This window comes from Rhodococcus rhodochrous, from assembly GCF_900187265.1.
In the GTDB taxonomy this organism is placed as follows: domain Bacteria; phylum Actinomycetota; class Actinomycetes; order Mycobacteriales; family Mycobacteriaceae; genus Rhodococcus; species Rhodococcus rhodochrous.
Genome location: NZ_LT906450.1, coordinates 4,903,506 through 4,921,422, shown reverse-complemented (window position 1 = coordinate 4,921,422; position 17,917 = coordinate 4,903,506). Strand labels below are relative to the sequence as shown.

Below are 17,917 nucleotides of genomic sequence, written 5' to 3'. Positions count from 1 at the left end.
AAGGTATTCCTGATGACAATCATCGACGAGCTACCCGCTGCAGAAGCTACCGCGCCCGCTCGGGCGGACGGCTCCCCAGTACTTCTCGAAGTCAACAGCGTCACCAAGAAATTCGAACGTCACGGCGGCGACATCGTCAATGCGGTGGACGATGTCTCGTTCGAGGTCCGGACCGGGGAACTCCTCGTCCTGTTGGGCCCCAGTGGTTGCGGGAAGTCCACTCTGCTGCGTTGTATCGCAGGCCTGGAATCCCCGACCGAGGGAGTTATCCGCATCGACGGCGACGCGGTCTACGATTCGTCCTCCAGGACCGTCAAGGCGCCCAACGAGCGCGACGTCAACATGATGTTCCAGTCCTATGCACTGTGGCCCCACATGAACCTCGAGGACAATGTGGCATACCCCCTGCGGTCGGCGGGAGTGCGGAAGGCCGTGGCCCGTCGTCGGGCAGCGGAGTATCTCGACCTCGTCGGTCTCGGTGGCCTGGGACGGCAGCACCCGGGGATGATCAGTGGTGGCCAGCAGCAGCGGGTCGCCCTGGCTCGCACTCTGATCTCCGAACCGTCAGTCGTCCTGTTCGACGAACCGTTGTCCAACGTCGATGCCCGGGTCAGGGTCAAGCTCCGTGCTCTGTTGGTGCGACTGCATCGTCAACTCGGATTTGCTGCCGTGTACGTCACGCACGACCAGGTGGAAGCGATGAGTCTGGGTACTCGGATCGCCGTCATGCGCAGCGGCCGGGTGGATCAACTCGCTTCCCCCGTCACCGTGTACGAGCGTCCGAGCAATCGCTCGACGGCGGAGTTCATCGGTGAGGCGAACTTCCTCGACGCGACGGTGCTCGGCAGCGCGGACGACTCGCTCACCGTAGAGGTGGCGGGTCGGGAGATCAGTGTGCCGCGTTCGTCCGGCACCGTACGAACGGACGCCGTTCCCGGTGAGGCGATCACACTGATGGTTCGGCCGGAGAAGTGCTCGATCGCGCCGGCCGGAGCCGCAGACGGGAACCTTTCCTGGCGGGGAGTGGTCGTCGCACGGACCTTCTCGGGCGCTCATACCGAGTATCAGTGCCGGATCGAGGACCGTTCGGTGACGGTGTGGGCGTTCGGAGTCCCGGACCCGGCGTTGCACGAGTCTGCCGAGGTCGACGTGACCGTTCCCGCAGAGGCATTCCGGGTGGTGGCCGATGACTAGTCTCGCCCCGAGTCCCGAACGAACGACCGTCGCGACGGACCCGCAGAAGGATGTGCGCCCGAAGGGCGCGCTCCGCCGCGGTGCCTTCGGTGCACTGCTGGTTGTATTGTCCGCACTCGTCGTCCTGCTGGTCGTGTACCCGCTCGCGCGGATGTTCGAGCGTGCCGGCGGTCCGCTCGAGGCATGGACGGATCTGATCGCCGAGCCGTGGTTCCTGGGAATGGTTCGGGACACCGTGGTCGTCGTCGGGGTGAGCGCTCTGCTCTCCCTGGTGATCGGTGCACTGCTGGCCTGGGTCAACGAGCGTACCGATGCAGGGCTGGGCGCGATCGGTGATGCCCTGCCGCTGATCCCGCTGTTCCTCCCGGCTGTTGCCCTCGCGGTCGGTTGGGTGGTGCTGGCCAGTCCCGAGGTCGGCCTGTTGTCTCCGATCCTCGAACCGCTCGGGTTCCAGATCTACTCGACCCCGGGCATGGTGCTGATCTACGTCCTGCTCACCGTTCCGTACACCTATCTTCCGATCGTGTCGGCGCTGCGCTCTCTCGACCCGTCGCTCGAAGAAGCTGCGCGGGCGTCGGGCTCCGGGACCTTCCGGGTGGTGCGTACCGTGTCGCTCCCGGCCGTCGCGCCGTCTCTGCTATCCGGTTTCATCCTGGCGACGATCATCGGTGCCGGCGTGTACTCGGTTCCGGCGATCGTCGGACAGAGCACAGACCTCGACATCATGTCCGTTCGTATCGTCCGCTCGATTCAGAACACATACCCGGTCGAGTACGGCACCGCGGTCAGGCTCAGCGCGATGTTGTTCACGGTCCTGCTGCTCCTGTACTTCCTTCAGCGACTCGTGATTTCGAAGCAGCAGTTCGCCAGGATGGGCGGCCAGGCACCCAAGGTGGCCAGGGTGGCTCTGGGCAAGTGGCGTTGGCCTGTGCGCGCGTTGAATCTCGTCTACATCGGACTCGCCGCAGTTCTGCCTCTCCTCGCGGTGATCTACCTGAGCCTGCAGCGTTACTGGCAGCCCGACCTGACGGCGTCGAACTGGACGCTGGACAATTTCAAGGTCGCCTCGGCAGGTGCAGGCGGTGCGGGCCTCGCGATCAGCAACTCGGTTCTGCTCGCGGTGGTCGGCGGACTCGTCATCGTGCTCGCCGCGACGATGATCCTCACCTACGCACGTCAGTCCCGTAACCGCATCTCCCGCTTGGCGAGTGCGTCGGCCAAACTGCCGGCAGTGGTACCGGGCAGCGTCCTGGCGGTCTCGTTCATCTTCGCCTTCGGCGGTGAGCCGTTCAACCTCGGCGGAACGTTGCTCATCATGGGAATGGCGTTCTTCGTGTCGTTCCTCCCGTACGCGATGATCTCTCTCGAAGGAACATCCGCCCAGATCGACGGCAGCCTGGAAGATGCGTCCCGGCTGTGCGGCGCAGGATCGGGCCGGACGTTCACGCAGATCGTTCTTCCCCTCCTGCGACCCGGAATATTGGCGACCTTCTCCCTGGTGTTCGTGAGGATCGTCGGTGACCTGGAGATCGCGGTCCTGCTCGGAACCGGACAGACTCCGCTGGTCAGCGCGCTGCTCTTCCAGGTGTGGGGTGAAGGTTTCTTCACCCAGGTCGCCGCGGTTGCCGTGATGATGACCGTCGTGTCGGCGACGGTGGTGATCCTCATGATGTGGTTCTCTCGACCGGCATGGGTCCGCAAGATGCGCGCAGTGCAGAAGAAGGCTGCGAAGAAGTGACGCTCGAGCGACGCCTGGCCTCCGGCGAACCCCAGTACGGATTGTGGCTCGGGCTGGGGAACCCGTACGCCGCGGAGATCTGTACCGGGGCGGGGGCGGACTGGGTGTTGATCGACGGTCAGCACGCCCCCAACTCGCCGAGCACCATCGCAGGACAGTTGCACGCCCTGAAAGGAATCCCGCTCGAGGTGGTGGCCAGGACTCCCGGACCCGATCCGGCAGTCATCGGTCAGTACCTCGACCTGGGCGTGCGGAATCTGGTGATCCCGGGAGTCGATTCACCCGATCGAGCTCGGGAGGTGGTGGCCGCGACGCGCTATCCGCCCAGCGGGACCCGAGCTGTGGCCAGCACACTCACCCGCGCAACCGATTTCGGTCGCCGTCCGGAATATCTCCGAACCGTACACGACGAGCTGTGCATCTTCGTCCAGATCCAGTCGAAGGAGGCGCTCGACTCGCTTCCCGAGATCGTCGCGGTGCCGGGAGTTGACGGAATCTTCGTGTCGCCGGCCGATATCGCAGCTTCGATGGGGCGCTTGGGCAATCCTCGCGATCCGGATGTTCGCCGGACGATGTCGCAGGCTCTGGACATCGCCCAGCGGGCCGGCGTCTATTCCGGTCTGTACGCGAGTTCCCCCGCCGACGGGCTCGCGTGGACTGTCGAGGGAGCCTCTCTCGTCGCGATCGGCAGCGATGTCGGGGTCCTGCAGCGAGGTACCCGCCGACTCTTCCAAGAGGTGAAGGGAAGCTCGGTCCCCGCACGGTGGTGACGACACGAGAAGGGCCTGTACCGGTTGAATCCGCCTGTTCCGGTACAGGCCCTTCTCGTGTGGGGAGTGTGTGCGACCACCTGCCGCCGGGATCAGAGGTCCGGTGCCGAGGGATTTCCTCCACGCAGGTAGACCGTGGTCGTATGGGTGAAGAACTCGACGGCTGCGCCACCCTGTTCCTTGGGACCCAGCCCGGACTTCTTCGCTCCACCGAACGGAACGTGCGGGTCGGCACCGGCCGACTCGGAGTTGACGTGCAGGATGCCGGCGTCGATCTCGTCCATCGCCTCCAGGACGCGAGTCACGTCCTGAGTGAAAATCGATGCGCTGAGCCCGAATTCGCTGTCATTTGCGAGCGCGAACGCCTCCGAACGACCTGCGGCACGGCGCACACTCAGAATCGGCCCGAAGAACTCCTCCTGCCACGCGGGATTGGATGCGGCAGCCGTTTCGTCGGCGGGCAACTGCAGGATGGTCGGCGCCACGAACGCGGCCGCATCCACCGACTCGTCGAGACGCACGATTCCGCGGTACACGACTGTCGCGCCTTCTGCGACCGCGTGTTCGATACCTGCTTCGATCTGCTGCGCTGCAGCAGCGGTCACGACAGGGCCCATGTCGACCGCTGGATCGAGAGGGTCGCCCACCGTCCAACTGTCGAGCCGTGCCTGCAGGCGGCCGAGGAAGTCGTCGGCGATCGAGTCGTCGACGATGAGCCGGGAAGTGGCCGTGCACTTCTGACCGGACGAGCGGAACGCTCCGAACAGCACCTGTTCGACGGCCAGGTCCAGATCCGCGTCCGCCAGGACGACGGCGGCATTCTTGCCGCCCATCTCGGCCTGCACCGGAACGCCTCGGGTCGCCGCTGCAGCAGCGATGCGCCGACCGACCGAAGTCGAACCGGTGAAGGTGATCGCGTCGATCTCCGGGTGCTCGACGATCGCGTTTCCGAGCGCGCCTTCACCATGGAGGAGGTTGAGCACGCCCTCGGGAAGACCGGCCTCCGTCAGCGCTTCGGCCAGACGAACCGCGAGCAACGGAACCGTGCTGGCCGGCTTCCACACCACGGTGTTCCCGTACACGAGCGCGGGCGCGATCTTCCACGCCGGAATCGCGATGGGGAAGTTGAAGGGCGTGATGACACCGACCACACCGACAGGCCTGCGCGTGACGAGAATCCGCTCTCCCCGGCGAGGGGATGCGAAGACCTCACCGGCGGACCGATCGCCCTCGTTCGCGAAGTACCGCAGGATCTGCGCGGCGCGGCGCACTTCGCCGATACCCTCGGCGAGGGTCTTACCCTCTTCCCGGGTGAGCTCGGCACCGAGTTGCTCGGATGCTGCGTCGAGCGAATTCGCGGCACGCGAAAGGACGGCACCTCGTTCGTGGACGGGTGTACGTGCCCAGTCGCGGGCTGCACGGCGGGCCGCTGTGAAGGCTCGATCGACGTCCTCGACGGTCGCCCGTAGTCCTCGGGCGACCACGTCGTCCGGATGCGCAGGATTCGTCGATTCGAATTCCTCGGCCGGCCCCTCCTCCCAGCGGCCCGCGACGAGGTGACGCAACGTGACAGGCGCCGCTGCGCTCAGTGCGGTCATGTATTTCACTCCTGACGGATTTCGTGCTGAAGGATGTCCTCCGACTACGGCAGGCGCGGTGGCGCCGTGCGGTAGGTCGCGGGGGTGGCGCTGAGCCGGATCGGGTTGGCGATCTGACGAAGCGGAGCGTCCCGGTCGGGATCGTCGATCGACACCACCGGCGACAGACCGAGTCGTTCGGCGAGCGCGACCGCGTCGGCGATGTCGTTGAGCGGACCGCACGGCACCCGGGCTGCGGTCAGAGCATCGAACCACGCGTCGGCGGTGTCCGTCGACAGCAACTCGTCGACGATCTTCGTCAGCTCCTCCCGGTTCGCGACGCGGGCGGTGTTCGTGGTGAACCGCTCGTCGGTGGCGAGTTCGGGCGCGCCGAGAACCTCGACCAGCGAAGCGAATTGACGGTCATTGCCCACGGCGAGGACGAACGGCCGGTCGGCGGTGTGAAACACCTCGTAGGGCGCGATGCTCGGATGACGGTTGCCCATCGCCTTCGGCACCACTCCCGCCGCGACGTAGCCCGACGACTGGTTCGCCAACGCCGACAACAGGGACGACAACAGGTTCACCTCGACGCGCTGGCCCTCACGGGTGCGGTCGCGGTGCCGCAGCGCGGCGAGGATGCCGAGCGCAGCGTGCATTCCGGTGATGACGTCGACCACGGCGACACCGACCTTGGTGGGTGTCGCAGGGTCGGGCCCGGTGATGCTCATCAGACCGCCGACGGCCTGGATGAGCAGGTCGTAACCGGGCAGATTGTTGTGCCCACCGAAGCCGGTGATCGAGGTGTAGACGATGCCGGGGTTGAGTTCCCGGACCTGCTCGTATCCGAGCCCGAGCCGTGTCATCGTGCCGGGCAGGAAGTTCTCGACGACGACATCGGCGCGGGCGACGAGATCGCGTGCCTGCCCGAGCCCTTCGTCGGTGGTCAGGTCGATGGCCACCGACTTCTTGTTGCGGTTGACGCCGAGGAAGTAGGTCGACTCGTCGCCGACCCAGGGCGGGCCCCAGTGCCGGGTGTCGTCCCCGAAGCCGGGTCGTTCGATCTTGACGACCTCCGCCCCGAGGTCGGCGAGCAGCATGGTGGCGTAGGGGCCGGCGAGCACGCGACCGAAGTCGGCGATCACCAGCCCGGCCAATGCTCCGGTCGTGTTCGCCGCTGTTGCGTTCGTTTCGGCCATGTTCTGATTGCTCACCGGAAGGCCGCCTCACCGGTCAGGGCCTTGCCGATGGTCAGCTGGTGGACCTCGGAGGTGCCCTCGTAGGTCAGCACCGATTCGAGGTTGTTGGCGTGACGGATGACGGGGTACTCGAGCGTGATTCCGTTGGCGCCGAGGATGGTCCGGCATTCGCGGGCGATCGCGATGGCCTCGCGCACGTTGTTGAGCTTGCCGAGGCTGACCTGCTCCGGGGCGATCTCGCCGCGGTCCTTGATGCGGCCGAGGTGGTAGGCGAGCAGGTGGCCCTTGCCGACCTCGAGCGCCATGTCGGCGATCTTGGCCTGGGTGAGCTGGTAGCCGGCGAGCGGCTTGTCGAACACCTCGCGGGACTGCGAGTACTCGATGGCGGTCTCGAGGCAGTCGCGGGCTGCGCCGATGGCACCGAAGACGATGCCGAAGCGGGCCTCACCGAGCGAGGTCAGCGGTCCGCGCAGACCCTTGGCCTTCGGCATCATCGCCGAGGAGGGCAGACGCACGCCGTCGAGGACGAGCTCCGAGGTGACCGAGGCCCGCAGCGACAGCTTGGAGTGGATCTCCGGTGCGGAGAAACCGGGGGTGTCGGTGGGGACGACGAAGCCGCGGATGCCCTTGGCGCCTTCTTCGAGGTCGGTCTGCGCCCAGACGACGGCGACGTCGGCGATCGAGCCGTTGGTGATCCACATCTTGGTGCCGTTGAGGATCCAGTCGTCACCGTCGCGCTTGGCGTTGGTGCGCATCCCGGCGGGGTTGGAGCCGAAGTCGGGCTCGGTCAGGCCGAAGCAGCCGATCGCCTCGCCGGCAGCCATGCGGGGGAGCCATTCCTGCTTCTGCTCCTCGCTGCCCCAGTGGTGGATGGAGAACATCGCCAGCGAGCCCTGCACGGACACGAGGCTGCGGATGCCGGAGTCGACGGCCTCGAGTTCGAGACAGGCCAGGCCGTAGGCGGTGGCGCTCATGCCGGCGCAGCCGTAGCCGTCGAGGTGCATGCCGAGCACGCCCAGCTGTCCGAGTTCCTTGGCGAGTTCGCGTGCCGGGAGCTTCGCTTCCTCGAACCATTGGGCCACGTGCGGGCGGATGCGCTCGTTGCCGAACTTGCGGACGGTGTCGCGGATGTCGATCTCCTCCTGCTCGAGCAGGGAGTCGAGGGCGAACAGCTGGGTGAGCGACTGAGCGTTGGACATGGCCTTCTCCGGTGGTCGAGGAAACGTTTGTCAGAACGATTGCGAGAACGTTTGCACGATCGATTGCATGGCATACGCTAAAGGCGTGCTCCGGGCACGTCAACCCGGAACACGAACTCGATGCCGTACGAGCAGGAGAGCCGAATGCCCCGTCCCGACCGCGCCCCGACGCTCAAGGAGATCGCCGAGCGCGCCGGTGTCCACGTCTCGACGGCATCCCGAGTGCTGCGTCAGCCCGAACCGGTCGACGGGTGGTCGGACTCGGCCCTGCGGGTCCGGGAGGTCGCGGCCGAACTGGGATATCGCCCCAACCTGTGGGCGGCGAGCCTGCGGACGCGCAAGACCACGACCCTCGGTGTCGTCATGCCGCGACTCACCGACGGCGTGGTCGCCACGACCTACCAGGGCATCGAGGAAGCCGCCACGAAAGCGGGCTACTCGGTACTGCTGTCGAGCCCGCCCGACGACCTCGAGGCGCAACGTCGCGCCATCGCGCTGCTCGTGGGCCGGCAGGTCGACGGTCTGCTGCTGAGCAGCATGCACCTCCCGGGTCGCCGGTTCGTCGAGTCGCTGGCACTCGGATCGCTGCCCATCCTCGCGGTCACCCGGCACGCCGACGCAGGCTTGCCGTTCGTGGTGGGCGACGACTATCGCGGTGGAGCACTGGCCGCCCGGCACCTGCTCGACCGCGGTTACGACGACCTGGCGATCATCGCCGGCCCCGACCACGCCAGCACCGCCCGCGACCGCCGCGACGGCTTCGTCGACACCCTGAAGGAAGCATCGGTGTCACTGCCGCCCGAGCGGATCGTGCGGTCGAGCTTCGACGTCGCCGGGGGTGTGGAGGCCGCGCGTGCGCTGCTGGATCGCCCCGATCGTCCCCGCGCGATCTTCGCGGTCAGCGACACCATCGCCATCGGCATCCTCGGTGTCGCCCGCGACCTGGGTCTGTCCATCTCCGACGATCTCGCCGTGGTCGGTTACAACGACATCCCCGTCGTGGCGCAGCTGCCGGTTCCGCTCACCACCGTGCGGTCGCCCGCGCACGATATCGGGGTGACCGCCATCGAGCGGCTCCTCGAACTCGTGCGAAACGGAGAAACGGAATCGACGCGACTTCCCGTCGAACTCGTGGTGCGCGCCTCGAGCTGAGCGACCTCACCCGTTACCGCGGCCGCTGTTCCCGTTGCCGCTGTTCCCGTTCCCGTTTCCGTTGTTGCCGTTGTGGTTGCCGCTGTTCCCCTGGGAATTGCCGTTCCCGTTGTTGCCGGGTCCGCTGTTCCCGCGGGATTCGGGTTCGGACCTCGGAGGCCCGGCATCCGCCGACGGTGCGACAGGAGCAGGTACGACGGGCGGAACCACGGGGGTCTCGTCTGCTGTGCGCGCCGGGACGACCGTCGATTCGGGAGTCACCGGGAGCTCGGTGGTGGCCGGTACCCGTTCGGGCGTCGATGCGGACATGCCCGGTGTCCGGGTCTCCGGTGTGGCCGCCGGCGGGGAATCGCCCCGCCCGAATCCGAGCGCGAGACCGCCCACGGTGAGCGCTCCGACCAGCGTCAGACCCGCCGCGACGAGAACTCCACGGGAACGGTCCGTGCCTACGGTGGTCGTCGGGTCGACAGCCAGACCTGCCGGCAGCCGGGTCGTCGCAGCGCGGTATCCGTCGGAATTCTGCAATGCCGCGAGCATCTCGTGCGCACTGTGGAACCGGTCGGAAGGCTCTCGTGCCATGGCCCGCTCGATCACTGCGACGAGCCCAGGATGTGCATCCGGTCGGAGTTCGGTGAGTGGCTGCGGCCGGTCGTGCGTGATGGCCCGTGCCAGCGCGAGGATGTTGTCCTCGGCGAACGGCCTCCGCCCGCACAGGGACTCGTAGCCGACGACACCGACCGCGTACAGATCGTCCGTCACGGATGCGGGGTGTCCGGTGATGCGGTCCGGGCTCAGATAGGCGACGGTCCCCACGAGTTCACCGGTGCGTGTGAGGTCGTCGCCGACGCTCTTGGCGATGCCGAAGTCGGCGACCTTGACCTCGCCGTTCTCTGTGATGAGCACGTTCGCCGGCTTGATGTCCCGGTGGAGGATCCCTGCCCCGTGCGTAGCGACGAGCGCTTCGAGAATTCCGGCGAGCACCGTGCGCACCCGATCGTCGGGGAGCGGGCCGCGGGCGATGTCGTCGGCGAGGGTTCGCCCGGGCAGCCGTTCCATAACGATGTAGGGACGTCCGTCGTGTTCGCCCGTGTCGTACACGGCGACGATGCGAGGGTGGTTCAGGGCCGCGGCAGCCCGGGCCTCGACCTCGAAACGGCGTCGTACGTCCGGTCTGCTGCCGACCTCCCGTCCGAGCAGTTTGACCGCGACGGGCCGGTGGAGGCGGGTGTCCCAACCGTCGTGGATCTCGCCGCTGCCGCCCACGCCGAGCAGACCGCTCAGCTCGTAGCGGCCGTCGAGAACTGCGTGGACGGTCACAGGTGGACGGTAGCCGTTCGGAGGGGGAAGTAAACAAAATGCGCTGGTGGGGCGAGGTGCATCAGCGCTTCATCCGCGATCTTCACCCGCTGCTCGTAACGTGTTTGTAATTTGTGCCGATCTCATGCCCGGGAGAAACAAGCTGCCGGAGGGTCTGGATGAAGACGATTGTGCGAGCCGGGATCGTCGCCGGCATGGCAGCTGCATCGATGGTGTGGCCGGTGTCCGCGATGAGTGAACCGGGCAACGAGCAGGGCATCCGATACGTCGCGCTCGGCGACTCGCGTGCCGCCGGACCCTACCTCGACGCAGCAGCGATGCTCAGTGGATGCGCCCGCGCCGACGCGGGATATCCGAACCTCGTCGCGGGTTCGCTGCACCCCGTCAGCTTCGTCAACGTCGCGTGTTCGGGTGCGCGCACCGAGCACATCACGTCCGTCCCCCAACAGACGTCGACTGGATCGATGGCACCGCAGATCGACTCGCTCACTCCGGACACGAATCTCGTCACGCTGAGCATCGGTGGCAACGATATCGGCTGGTCGGGGCTCGTCTCGGCCTGCTACACCGAGCTTCCGGGCGGCGACGCGCACTGCCGCACCGACCCGGGCGCCACCTCGCGCATGGACGCCGCCCTGAGCGCGCTCGGACCGAAGGTCACCGCCACACTCACCGCCGTCCAGCAGCGAGCACCGCGTGCACGGGTCCTGCTGGTCGGGCACGGCGGGGTCTTCGGCAACCGGGGCTGCTGGCCGAACATCCCCACGAGCGACGCCGACGCGTCGTTCGTGACGAACTTCTTCTCGCGGATGAACCGTGTGCTCGCCCGGTCCGCGGCCGAGTCCGGTGCCGAGTTCGTCGACGTCATGACCGGGTCGGAAGGGCACGACGCGTGTGCGCCCTCCGAGCAGCGCTTCTACGAGGGACGGCAGTCGCTGTCGCTGGCGAAGGCGCTGCATCCCACCGCCGCGGGGATGCGGCACATGGCGCAGCGGGTGACGAACGTCTGGTACCAGCGGGGCTAGGTAGACAACCGAAAGGTGAGGCTCACAACCCTCGTGGTCGACCACCGGGGTTGTGAGCCTCACTTCTGCGTTGTGAACCTCGAGCGACGACCAGCGGCGTTTCGTTCGCGACACTCGCCGGACACGACGGCGAAAAAGTGGAATGCTGCACTCCACTGCGTGCTCACATCCGTCGAACCGGTCCTGCGCGGGAGGCCTCGATGACGATCTACCGACAACAGCTCGGCGGAACCGGCTACGTCTTCGACGGCCTCGTCGACCTGCTCGGGAAGGCCTCTCCGCGCCGCTCGGGCGATGAACTCGCCGGTTGCGCGGCCACCTCGGATGCCGAACGTGCCGCGGCGCAGCTGGCCCTCGCCGACCTCCCGCTGACCACCTTTCTCATCGAGGCGGTCGTGCCGTACGAGACCGACGAGGTCACCAGGCTGATCGTCGACACCCACGACGCGACGGCCTTCGCGCCGGTCTCGCACATGACCGTCGGGGAGCTGCGCGATCACCTTCTGGAGGTCGCGGCCCGACCGGACTCCGCCGACGTGCTCGCGGCACTCTCGCCGGGACTCACCCCGGAGATGGTCGCGGCGACCAGCAAGATCATGCGCAATCAGGACCTCATCGCGGTCTCCCGCGCTGCGACGGTGACCAGCGCGTTCCGCACGACCATCGGGTTGCCCGGCCGACTCGCGACGCGCCTGCAACCGAACCATCCCGTCGACGATCCGCGCGGGGTCGCCGCGTCCGTCCTCGACGGTCTGCTGATGGGATGCGGCGACGCGGTGGTCGGCATCAATCCGGCGAGCGACTCACCGCACGCCGTGTCCGACCTGCTGCACCTGCTCGACGAGATCCGGCAACGATTCGAGATCCCCACCCAGTCGTGCGTGCTGACCCACGTCACGACCACCATCGATCTGATCGAGAAGGACGCACCCGTCGACCTGGTATTCCAATCCGTCGCCGGCACCGAGGGCGCCAACCGAAGCTTCGGGGTGGACCTCGCAATGTTGCGGGAGGGCAACGAGGCCGGCAGGTCGCTGCGACGGGGGACCGTCGGCAACAACGTCATGTACTTCGAGACCGGACAGGGTTCGGCGTTGTCGTCCGGTACTCATCTCGGTACCGGGGGCAGGCCGGTCGATCAGCAGACGCTCGAAGCGCGCGCGTATGCCGTTGCGCGCGAATTCGATCCGTTGCTCGTCAACACGGTCGTCGGCTTCATCGGACCGGAATACCTCTACGACGGCAAGCAGATCATCCGCGCCGGTCTCGAAGACCAGTTCTGCGGCAAACTCCTCGGCCTGCCGATGGGCGTGGACGTCTGCTACACCAACCACGCCGAGGCCGACCAGGACGACATGGACACCCTGCTCACCTTGTTGGCCGTTGCCGGAACAGCATTCGTCATCACCGTGCCGGGTGCCGACGACGTGATGCTCGGCTACCAGTCGCTGTCGTTCCACGACGTGCTGTACGTGCGGGAGGCCGCCGACCTGCGGCCGGCACCGGAATTCGAGGACTGGCTACGCAGGCAGGGCATGGCGGACGACGTCGGTCGCATCCTGCCGGTGGAGGTCGGCACATCCCCGCTGCGCGCACTCGGAGGTGCCCTGTGAGCGACCTGTGGGACGAACTGCGTCGGCACACCCAGGCCCGGATCGGGCTGGGACGCACCGGAAACAGCATCCCGACACGCCGTCATCTGGAATTCGTGACGGCCCATGCCGAGGCGCGCGACGCCGTGCACGTCCCGCTCGATGTGCCCGCGATGGTGTGGCGGACGAAAGAACTCGGACTCGGTGATCCGTTGGTCGTGGAAAGCGCAGCGGAAGATCGCAGTACGTATCTGCGACGTCCCGACCTCGGCCGGCAGCTCGCCGAGGGAACCACGCTGCCGCGAACGGAGGCCGATCTCGGTATCGCGCTGTGCGACGGGTTGTCGTCCACGGCTCTCGACGCCCACGGACCCGATCTGCTCGCGGCGATCGTCGCTGCCCTGCCGGGGCTGACGGTGGCGCCGCCGGTGATCGCGACGCAGGCGCGCGTCGCGCTGGGGGACCCTATCGGTGAACAACTCGGTGTCACGACGATGCTCGTGATCATCGGTGAACGGCCCGGCCTGTCGGTGGCCGACAGCGTCGGCGTGTACCTGACGCACCACCCGAGACCGGGACGCAGTGACGCCGAACGCAACTGCGTGTCGAACATCCATCCGCCCGGCGGGATGACCTACGAGCATGCAGCGCGCGTCGTCGCGGCCCTCGTGAACGGCGCGCGACAGTTGGGGGCGTCGGGAGTGGCGTTGAAGGACACCTCGCGGGATCCCGCACTCACCGAGCCCGACAGCGGAGCGGGAATCGGTCATAGGAGCGCGCAATAACGCGCTCCTATGACCACTTCGCGCTCCGCTGTCCTCGGTCGAGGGCGGTGATTACCGGAGGAAGTGCGCATAGTCCCCGCGCCGCTCCGCCTTCAGCGTCGTGTTGAGCACCAGCCGGGTCTGGAGGCGGATGTAGTCGTCGAGGGTGTAGATGGATCCGAAGTGCCAGTGCTTGAGCGCCCACCCGTGGGCGAGGAGCAGGATGTCGAACACCATCAGGTCGACGTCGATGGGCTCCATGATGCCGGCGGAGATGCCGTCGTCGAGGGCGGAGCGCAGCGGCGCCGACGTCTCGACCTCCAGTTCCTTGATCCGGGCGCGACCTGCAGCGTCGAGCGTGCGGCTCTCCCGGTAGGTGAGGACGGTGGCGTCGAGGTTCTCGTCGACGATCTCGATGTAGCGGCGGATGCCGGCGGCGAGCCGTTCGACCGGGTCGTCGCCGGCGGCCTCCATCGCAGGTTCGATCTGGTCGCGGAAGGTGTCGAGGATCGAGACGATGGTGGCGAGGAGGATCTCCTCCTTGCCGCCGAAGTACTTGTAGATCAGTCCGACGCTGACACCGGCCTCGTCGGCCAGCGCCTGCATCGACATCTGGTGGAAACCGGTGCGCTGCATGACCTGCACGGCGGCGTCGAGGACCTGCTTGCGGCGGGAACTGGTACGAACTGCCCGCACGGCCTCTTCCACGGGAAGTGCATCGTGGTCGGTGGTCATAGGGGCTCCTCGTCGCTTTTCGGTCCGATTCACAGTACCGAGTGCTCAGCGGGGTGAATCGTGCAGCTGGGACGGTCGTCAGATCCCGAGATCCTTCGCGACGATCGTCTTCATGATCTCGGTGGTTCCGCCGTAGATCGTCTGGATGCGGGCGTCGACGAAAGCGCGTGCGACGCCGTATTCGCGCATGTAGCCGTAGCCACCGTGCAGTTGCAGGCAACGATCGGCGACACGCACCTGCAGTTCGGTGGCCCACCACTTCAGGCGCGCGGCGCGGGCGGCGGTGAGCTGCCCGGCCACGTGCTCGGCGATGCAGTCGTCGAGATAGGTGCGGGCGATGTCGAGCTCGGTGGCCAGCTCGGCGAGCACGAACTGGGTGTTCTGGAAGCTCGACACCGGCTTGCCGAAGGCCTTCCGCTCGCGGACGTAGTCGAGGGTCTGCGCGAGCACGCCCTCGGCGGCGGCGACCGCTCCGATCGACAGCGACAACCGTTCCTGCGGGAGGTTGTGCACCAGCTGGTAGAAACCGCGGCCTTCGTCGCCGAGCCGGTTCGCGACCGGCACCCGCATGTCGGTGAATGTCAGCTCGCTGGTGTCCTGAGCGTGCAGACCGATCTTCTCGAGATTGCGCCCGCGGGAGAAACCGGGGGTGTCGGCCTCGACGACCAGCAGCGTCAGTCCCTTGTGCGGGTCGTCGGAGGTGCGGGTCGCAACGACGAACAGATCGCCGTTCTGACCGTTGGAGATGAACGTCTTGGCACCGTTGACGACGTAGTGATCGCCGTCGCGTACCGCGGAGGTGCGGATGCCGGTGAGGTCGCTGCCGGTGCCGGGTTCGGTCATGGCGATACCCAGTACGGTCTCGCCGCTGACGACGCCGGGCAGCCAGCGCGCCTTCTGCTCGTCGTCGGTCAGCTCGGTGAGGTAGGGCAGCACCACGTCGTTCTGCAGGGAGAACGCGATGCCTGCTGCGGCGTTGCCGGCGCGGTTGACCTCCTCGATGAGGATGGCGTTGTAGCGGAAATCGTCGACGCCGGGTCCGCCGTACTTCTCGTCGACGGAGAAGGCGAGCAGTCCGAGCTTACCGGCTTCGGTGAACAACGACCGGTCGAGGCAGCTCGCGTGCTCCCAGTCCTCGTGTACGGGGGTGATCTTGTCGCGGACGAAGTCGCGAGCGACCTCCCGGAACTGCTGGTGCTCGGTCTCGTAGTCGAGGCGTGCGTTCATCGGGTGATCCTCGAGTCGGTGGGGGTGGTGAACAACCCTGCGGCGAATGCGTCGGCTGCCGTTCGGGTTGCCTTGTAGTGCAGTTTCTTTCCGGTGGCCGAGACCGGCAGCGACTCGACGAACCGATACGCCCGCGGTCGCTTGAAGGTCGACAGCATCGGGTGTTCGCGGCAGTGCGCGTCGAGGACGTCGGCCGTGACGTCCGGGCTGCCGGCGACGATGTACGCGACGACGATGCGTCCCCACCGGTCGTCGGGCACGCCGACGACGAGGCAGTCGGACACACCCGGATGCGAGTTGAGCGCTTCCTCGACCTGCACCGGATGGACGTTCTCACCACCGCAGACGAGCATGTCGTCCTTGCGTCCGACGATCGTGACGAACTCTCCGGCGTCCCACGTGGCGAGGTCGCCGATGTGCAGCCATCCGTTGTTGAACTTGGCCTTCTCCTGGTCGGGGGAGTCGAAGTAGGCGTTCGAACCCTTGGGGGAGCGGACGATCACCTCTCCGACCTCTTCGCCGTCCTTGGCGACGACGTCGTCGTGGTGGGCGAGCCGGTCCTCGTAGATGTGGACCACGCGCACGTCGTCGTCGGTGCAGGCCCGGCCCGCGGTGCCGGCATGTTCGGGCAGATCGGTAGGGCGCAGGAAGGTGTTCCAGAACCCTTCGGTGCTGCCGTAGCCGTTGAAGATCCGCGGGTTGAGGACCTGCTGGTAGCGAAGTGCCGCTTCACGTTCGAGCGGTGCACCCATCGTGACGATGCCGCGCAGCGACGACAGGTCGCGCGGACGGGCCTCCTGCGCGGCGGCGAGCATCGCGAGGTTGGTGGGCGCTCCGATGAGGAAGGTGAGACCGTGCTCGGCGACGAGGTCGAGGACGCGGTCGGCGTCGAAGGTGCGCAGCGGCACCACTTCTCCGCCGATGTAGAAGACCGGGTTGGGCCCTCCGGAGTACAGGCCACCGCGGTGGAACCACGGCGTCATGTTGAGCGTCTTGTCCTCGGGGCTCAACGGGAAATGCATGATGACGTCGTGCGCGCTGAAGATCTCGATCATGCTGTTGAGCGGCACACCCTTCGGCATGCCGGTGGTGCCCGAGGTGTAGAGGCGGGTGGTCTCGTCCCACACCGTCCGGTGCAGCGGCGGGAGCGCGACCCGATCGGCCGCCAGGTGCCGGTACCGCACAACGGTGGCGCCGGGAACGGAGACCGGGTCGCCGTCGCCCACCGCGACGATCACGTTCGGCGTGTGTGCCGAGCGTTCCAGCGCCTCCGTCACCATCGGGGTGAGCTCGGTGTCGTAGACGAAGACCGTGGGTGCGGACTTGTCGAGGATGAACGAGGTTTCGCCGGAGGCGAGCCGGAAATTGATCGGTGAACCCACCGCGCCCACCGCCTGGGTGGCGAGATACAGCTCGGCGAACTCGACACTGTTGAACAGCTGATGGGCGACGACATCCCCGGCCTGCACACCTGCATCGGCCAGACCCGTGGCGACTCGGTCGACGCGCTCGCCGAGTTCGGCGTAGGTCAACCGGGTCCCGGTGTCGGGATCGGTGATGGCAACGCGGTTCCCGTACCGTCCCAGGTTGCGCCGGAAGCCGTTGAGATACGTGAAGTCGTTCTCGAAGTACTCCCGGTAGGCCCGGGCGTTGTACGACGCGCTCATGATTCGATCTCCCCTGACGATGTCGGTCAGCCGGCCATGGTGAGGCCGCCGCTGACGCTGATCACCTGGCCCGTGATGAACGATGCGGATTCGGATGCGAAGAACAGGACGGGTGCTGCGACCTCTTCGGGTCGCGCGAGCCGCCGGAACGGGATGGCCTTGATGAGAGCAGCTTTGAGCTTCTCCTCCTGGGCCTGGAACAGCGGGGTGTCGGTTGGGCCGGGGCACACGCAGTTGACGTTGATGCTGTGCCGGGCCATCTCGCGGGCGAGCGACTTGGTGAGGGCGATGACGCCGCCCTTCGCTCCCGCGTAGATGGATTCGCCGGAGCTACCGACCCGACCGGCGTCGCTGGCGAGGTTGATCACGCGACCACCGTTTCCGGCGTCGATGATGCCGGGCAGGAAGGCGCTGCAGATGTTCACCGGGCCGAGATAGTTGATCGCGACGACCTTCTGGGCGAACTCCGGTGTGGCGTTGAGGAACTGATCGGTGCGGTCCCAGCCGGCGGCGTTGACGATCACGTTGGGCACGCCCACCTCGGCATGGGTGCGGTCGCGGAGTTCGTCGACCTGGGCGCGGTCCGAGATGTCGACCGGCAGTGCCGTGATCAGCTGGGGGTACTCCTTGGCGGTGGCCTCGGCGGCCGCGAGATCGAGATCGGCGGCGACGACGCGATCACCCTGCGCGGCGAAGCCGAGAGCGATGGCCTTGCCGATTCCGGAACCGGCGCCGGTGACCAGTGCGATGTTGCTCATGGG

General features: G+C 66.9%; 15 protein-coding genes. 7 read left to right on the top strand and 8 right to left on the bottom strand.

Features of this window, described 5'->3' with window-relative positions:
• Nucleotides 1-12: 12 nt before the first annotated feature.
• The 3 genes from CKW34_RS22505 to CKW34_RS22495 are packed head-to-tail and all read left to right on the top strand — an operon-like array spanning nt 13 to nt 3,702.
• Nucleotides 13-1,194 (top strand): ABC transporter ATP-binding protein, encoded by a 1,182-nt coding sequence (locus tag CKW34_RS22505; protein WP_059382742.1) that lies wholly within the window; start codon nt 13-15, stop codon nt 1,192-1,194.
• Nucleotides 1,187-2,932: an ABC transporter permease gene (locus CKW34_RS22500; RefSeq protein ID WP_080968278.1), complete on the top strand. Its 1,746-nt coding sequence runs from the start codon at nt 1,187-1,189 to the stop codon at nt 2,930-2,932. Before CKW34_RS22505 ends, CKW34_RS22500 begins: the two co-directional genes overlap by 8 nt.
• A complete protein-coding gene (locus CKW34_RS22495; protein WP_059382744.1) occupies nt 2,929-3,702 on the top strand; it encodes an HpcH/HpaI aldolase family protein in 774 nt (257 codons plus the stop codon). The genes CKW34_RS22500 and CKW34_RS22495 overlap by 4 nt, the downstream gene beginning before the upstream one ends.
• 92 nt (nt 3,703-3,794) lie before the next feature.
• On the opposite strand, the gene CKW34_RS22490 is transcribed toward CKW34_RS22495, so the two are convergent.
• Genes CKW34_RS22490 through CKW34_RS22480 form a run of 3 tightly spaced genes read right to left on the bottom strand, consistent with a single transcriptional unit; the run spans nt 3,795 to nt 7,677 of the window.
• A complete protein-coding gene (locus CKW34_RS22490) occupies nt 3,795-5,300 on the bottom strand; it encodes an aldehyde dehydrogenase family protein (RefSeq protein ID WP_059382745.1) in 1,506 nt (501 codons plus the stop codon).
• Between the two features lie 44 nt (nt 5,301-5,344).
• Nucleotides 5,345-6,478: a CaiB/BaiF CoA transferase family protein gene (locus tag CKW34_RS22485; protein WP_059382798.1), complete on the bottom strand. Its 1,134-nt coding sequence runs from the start codon at nt 6,476-6,478 to the stop codon at nt 5,345-5,347.
• Between the two features lie 11 nt (nt 6,479-6,489).
• Nucleotides 6,490-7,677: an acyl-CoA dehydrogenase family protein gene (locus CKW34_RS22480; RefSeq protein ID WP_059382746.1), complete on the bottom strand. Its 1,188-nt coding sequence runs from the start codon at nt 7,675-7,677 to the stop codon at nt 6,490-6,492.
• Between the two features lie 144 nt (nt 7,678-7,821).
• Here CKW34_RS22480 and CKW34_RS22475 point away from each other — a divergent pair, with 144 nt between their 5' ends.
• Complete coding sequence (locus CKW34_RS22475; RefSeq protein ID WP_370670850.1) at nt 7,822-8,829, top strand: LacI family DNA-binding transcriptional regulator; 1,008 nt, start codon at nt 7,822-7,824, stop codon at nt 8,827-8,829.
• Between the two features lie 6 nt (nt 8,830-8,835).
• Here the strand turns inward: CKW34_RS22475 and CKW34_RS22470 are convergent, their stop codons facing one another.
• Nucleotides 8,836-10,146 carry a serine/threonine-protein kinase gene (locus CKW34_RS22470; protein WP_059382748.1) on the bottom strand — a complete coding sequence of 437 codons (1,311 nt, stop codon included), beginning with the start codon at nt 10,144-10,146 and terminating at the stop codon, nt 8,836-8,838.
• A 158-nt stretch (nt 10,147-10,304) separates the two neighbouring features.
• Between CKW34_RS22470 and CKW34_RS22465 the strand changes: the two genes are divergently transcribed.
• The 3 genes from CKW34_RS22465 (at nt 10,305) to eutC (ending at nt 13,548) form a co-directional block, all read left to right on the top strand.
• A complete protein-coding gene (locus CKW34_RS22465; protein WP_059382749.1) occupies nt 10,305-11,171 on the top strand; it encodes an SGNH/GDSL hydrolase family protein in 867 nt (288 codons plus the stop codon).
• 200 nt (nt 11,172-11,371) lie between these two features.
• Nucleotides 11,372-12,784, top strand: coding sequence for an ethanolamine ammonia-lyase subunit EutB (locus CKW34_RS22460; protein WP_059382750.1), 1,413 nt, complete (start codon nt 11,372-11,374; stop codon nt 12,782-12,784).
• Entirely contained in the window at nt 12,781-13,548 is a 768-nt protein-coding gene (eutC, locus tag CKW34_RS22455) for an ethanolamine ammonia-lyase subunit EutC (protein ID WP_059382751.1), read from the top strand. The genes CKW34_RS22460 and eutC overlap by 4 nt, the downstream gene beginning before the upstream one ends.
• Before the next feature lie 51 nt (nt 13,549-13,599).
• On the opposite strand, the gene CKW34_RS22450 is transcribed toward eutC, so the two are convergent.
• The 4 genes from CKW34_RS22450 to CKW34_RS22435 all read right to left on the bottom strand — a co-directional run bounded on the left by CKW34_RS22450 (nt 13,600) and on the right by CKW34_RS22435 (nt 17,914).
• On the bottom strand, nt 13,600-14,262 hold the full coding sequence (locus CKW34_RS22450) for a TetR/AcrR family transcriptional regulator (RefSeq protein ID WP_059382752.1): 663 nt from the start codon (nt 14,260-14,262) through the stop codon (nt 13,600-13,602).
• A 78-nt stretch (nt 14,263-14,340) separates the two neighbouring features.
• Nucleotides 14,341-15,489: an acyl-CoA dehydrogenase family protein gene (locus tag CKW34_RS22445; RefSeq protein ID WP_059382753.1), complete on the bottom strand. Its 1,149-nt coding sequence runs from the start codon at nt 15,487-15,489 to the stop codon at nt 14,341-14,343.
• On the bottom strand, nt 15,486-17,156 hold the full coding sequence (locus CKW34_RS22440; RefSeq protein ID WP_059382754.1) for a class I adenylate-forming enzyme family protein: 1,671 nt from the start codon (nt 17,154-17,156) through the stop codon (nt 15,486-15,488). The genes CKW34_RS22445 and CKW34_RS22440 overlap by 4 nt, the downstream gene beginning before the upstream one ends.
• Nucleotides 17,157-17,182: 26 nt before the next feature.
• A complete protein-coding gene (locus tag CKW34_RS22435) occupies nt 17,183-17,914 on the bottom strand; it encodes an SDR family NAD(P)-dependent oxidoreductase (RefSeq protein ID WP_059382755.1) in 732 nt (243 codons plus the stop codon).
• Between the last annotated feature and the right edge of the window lie 3 nt (nt 17,915-17,917).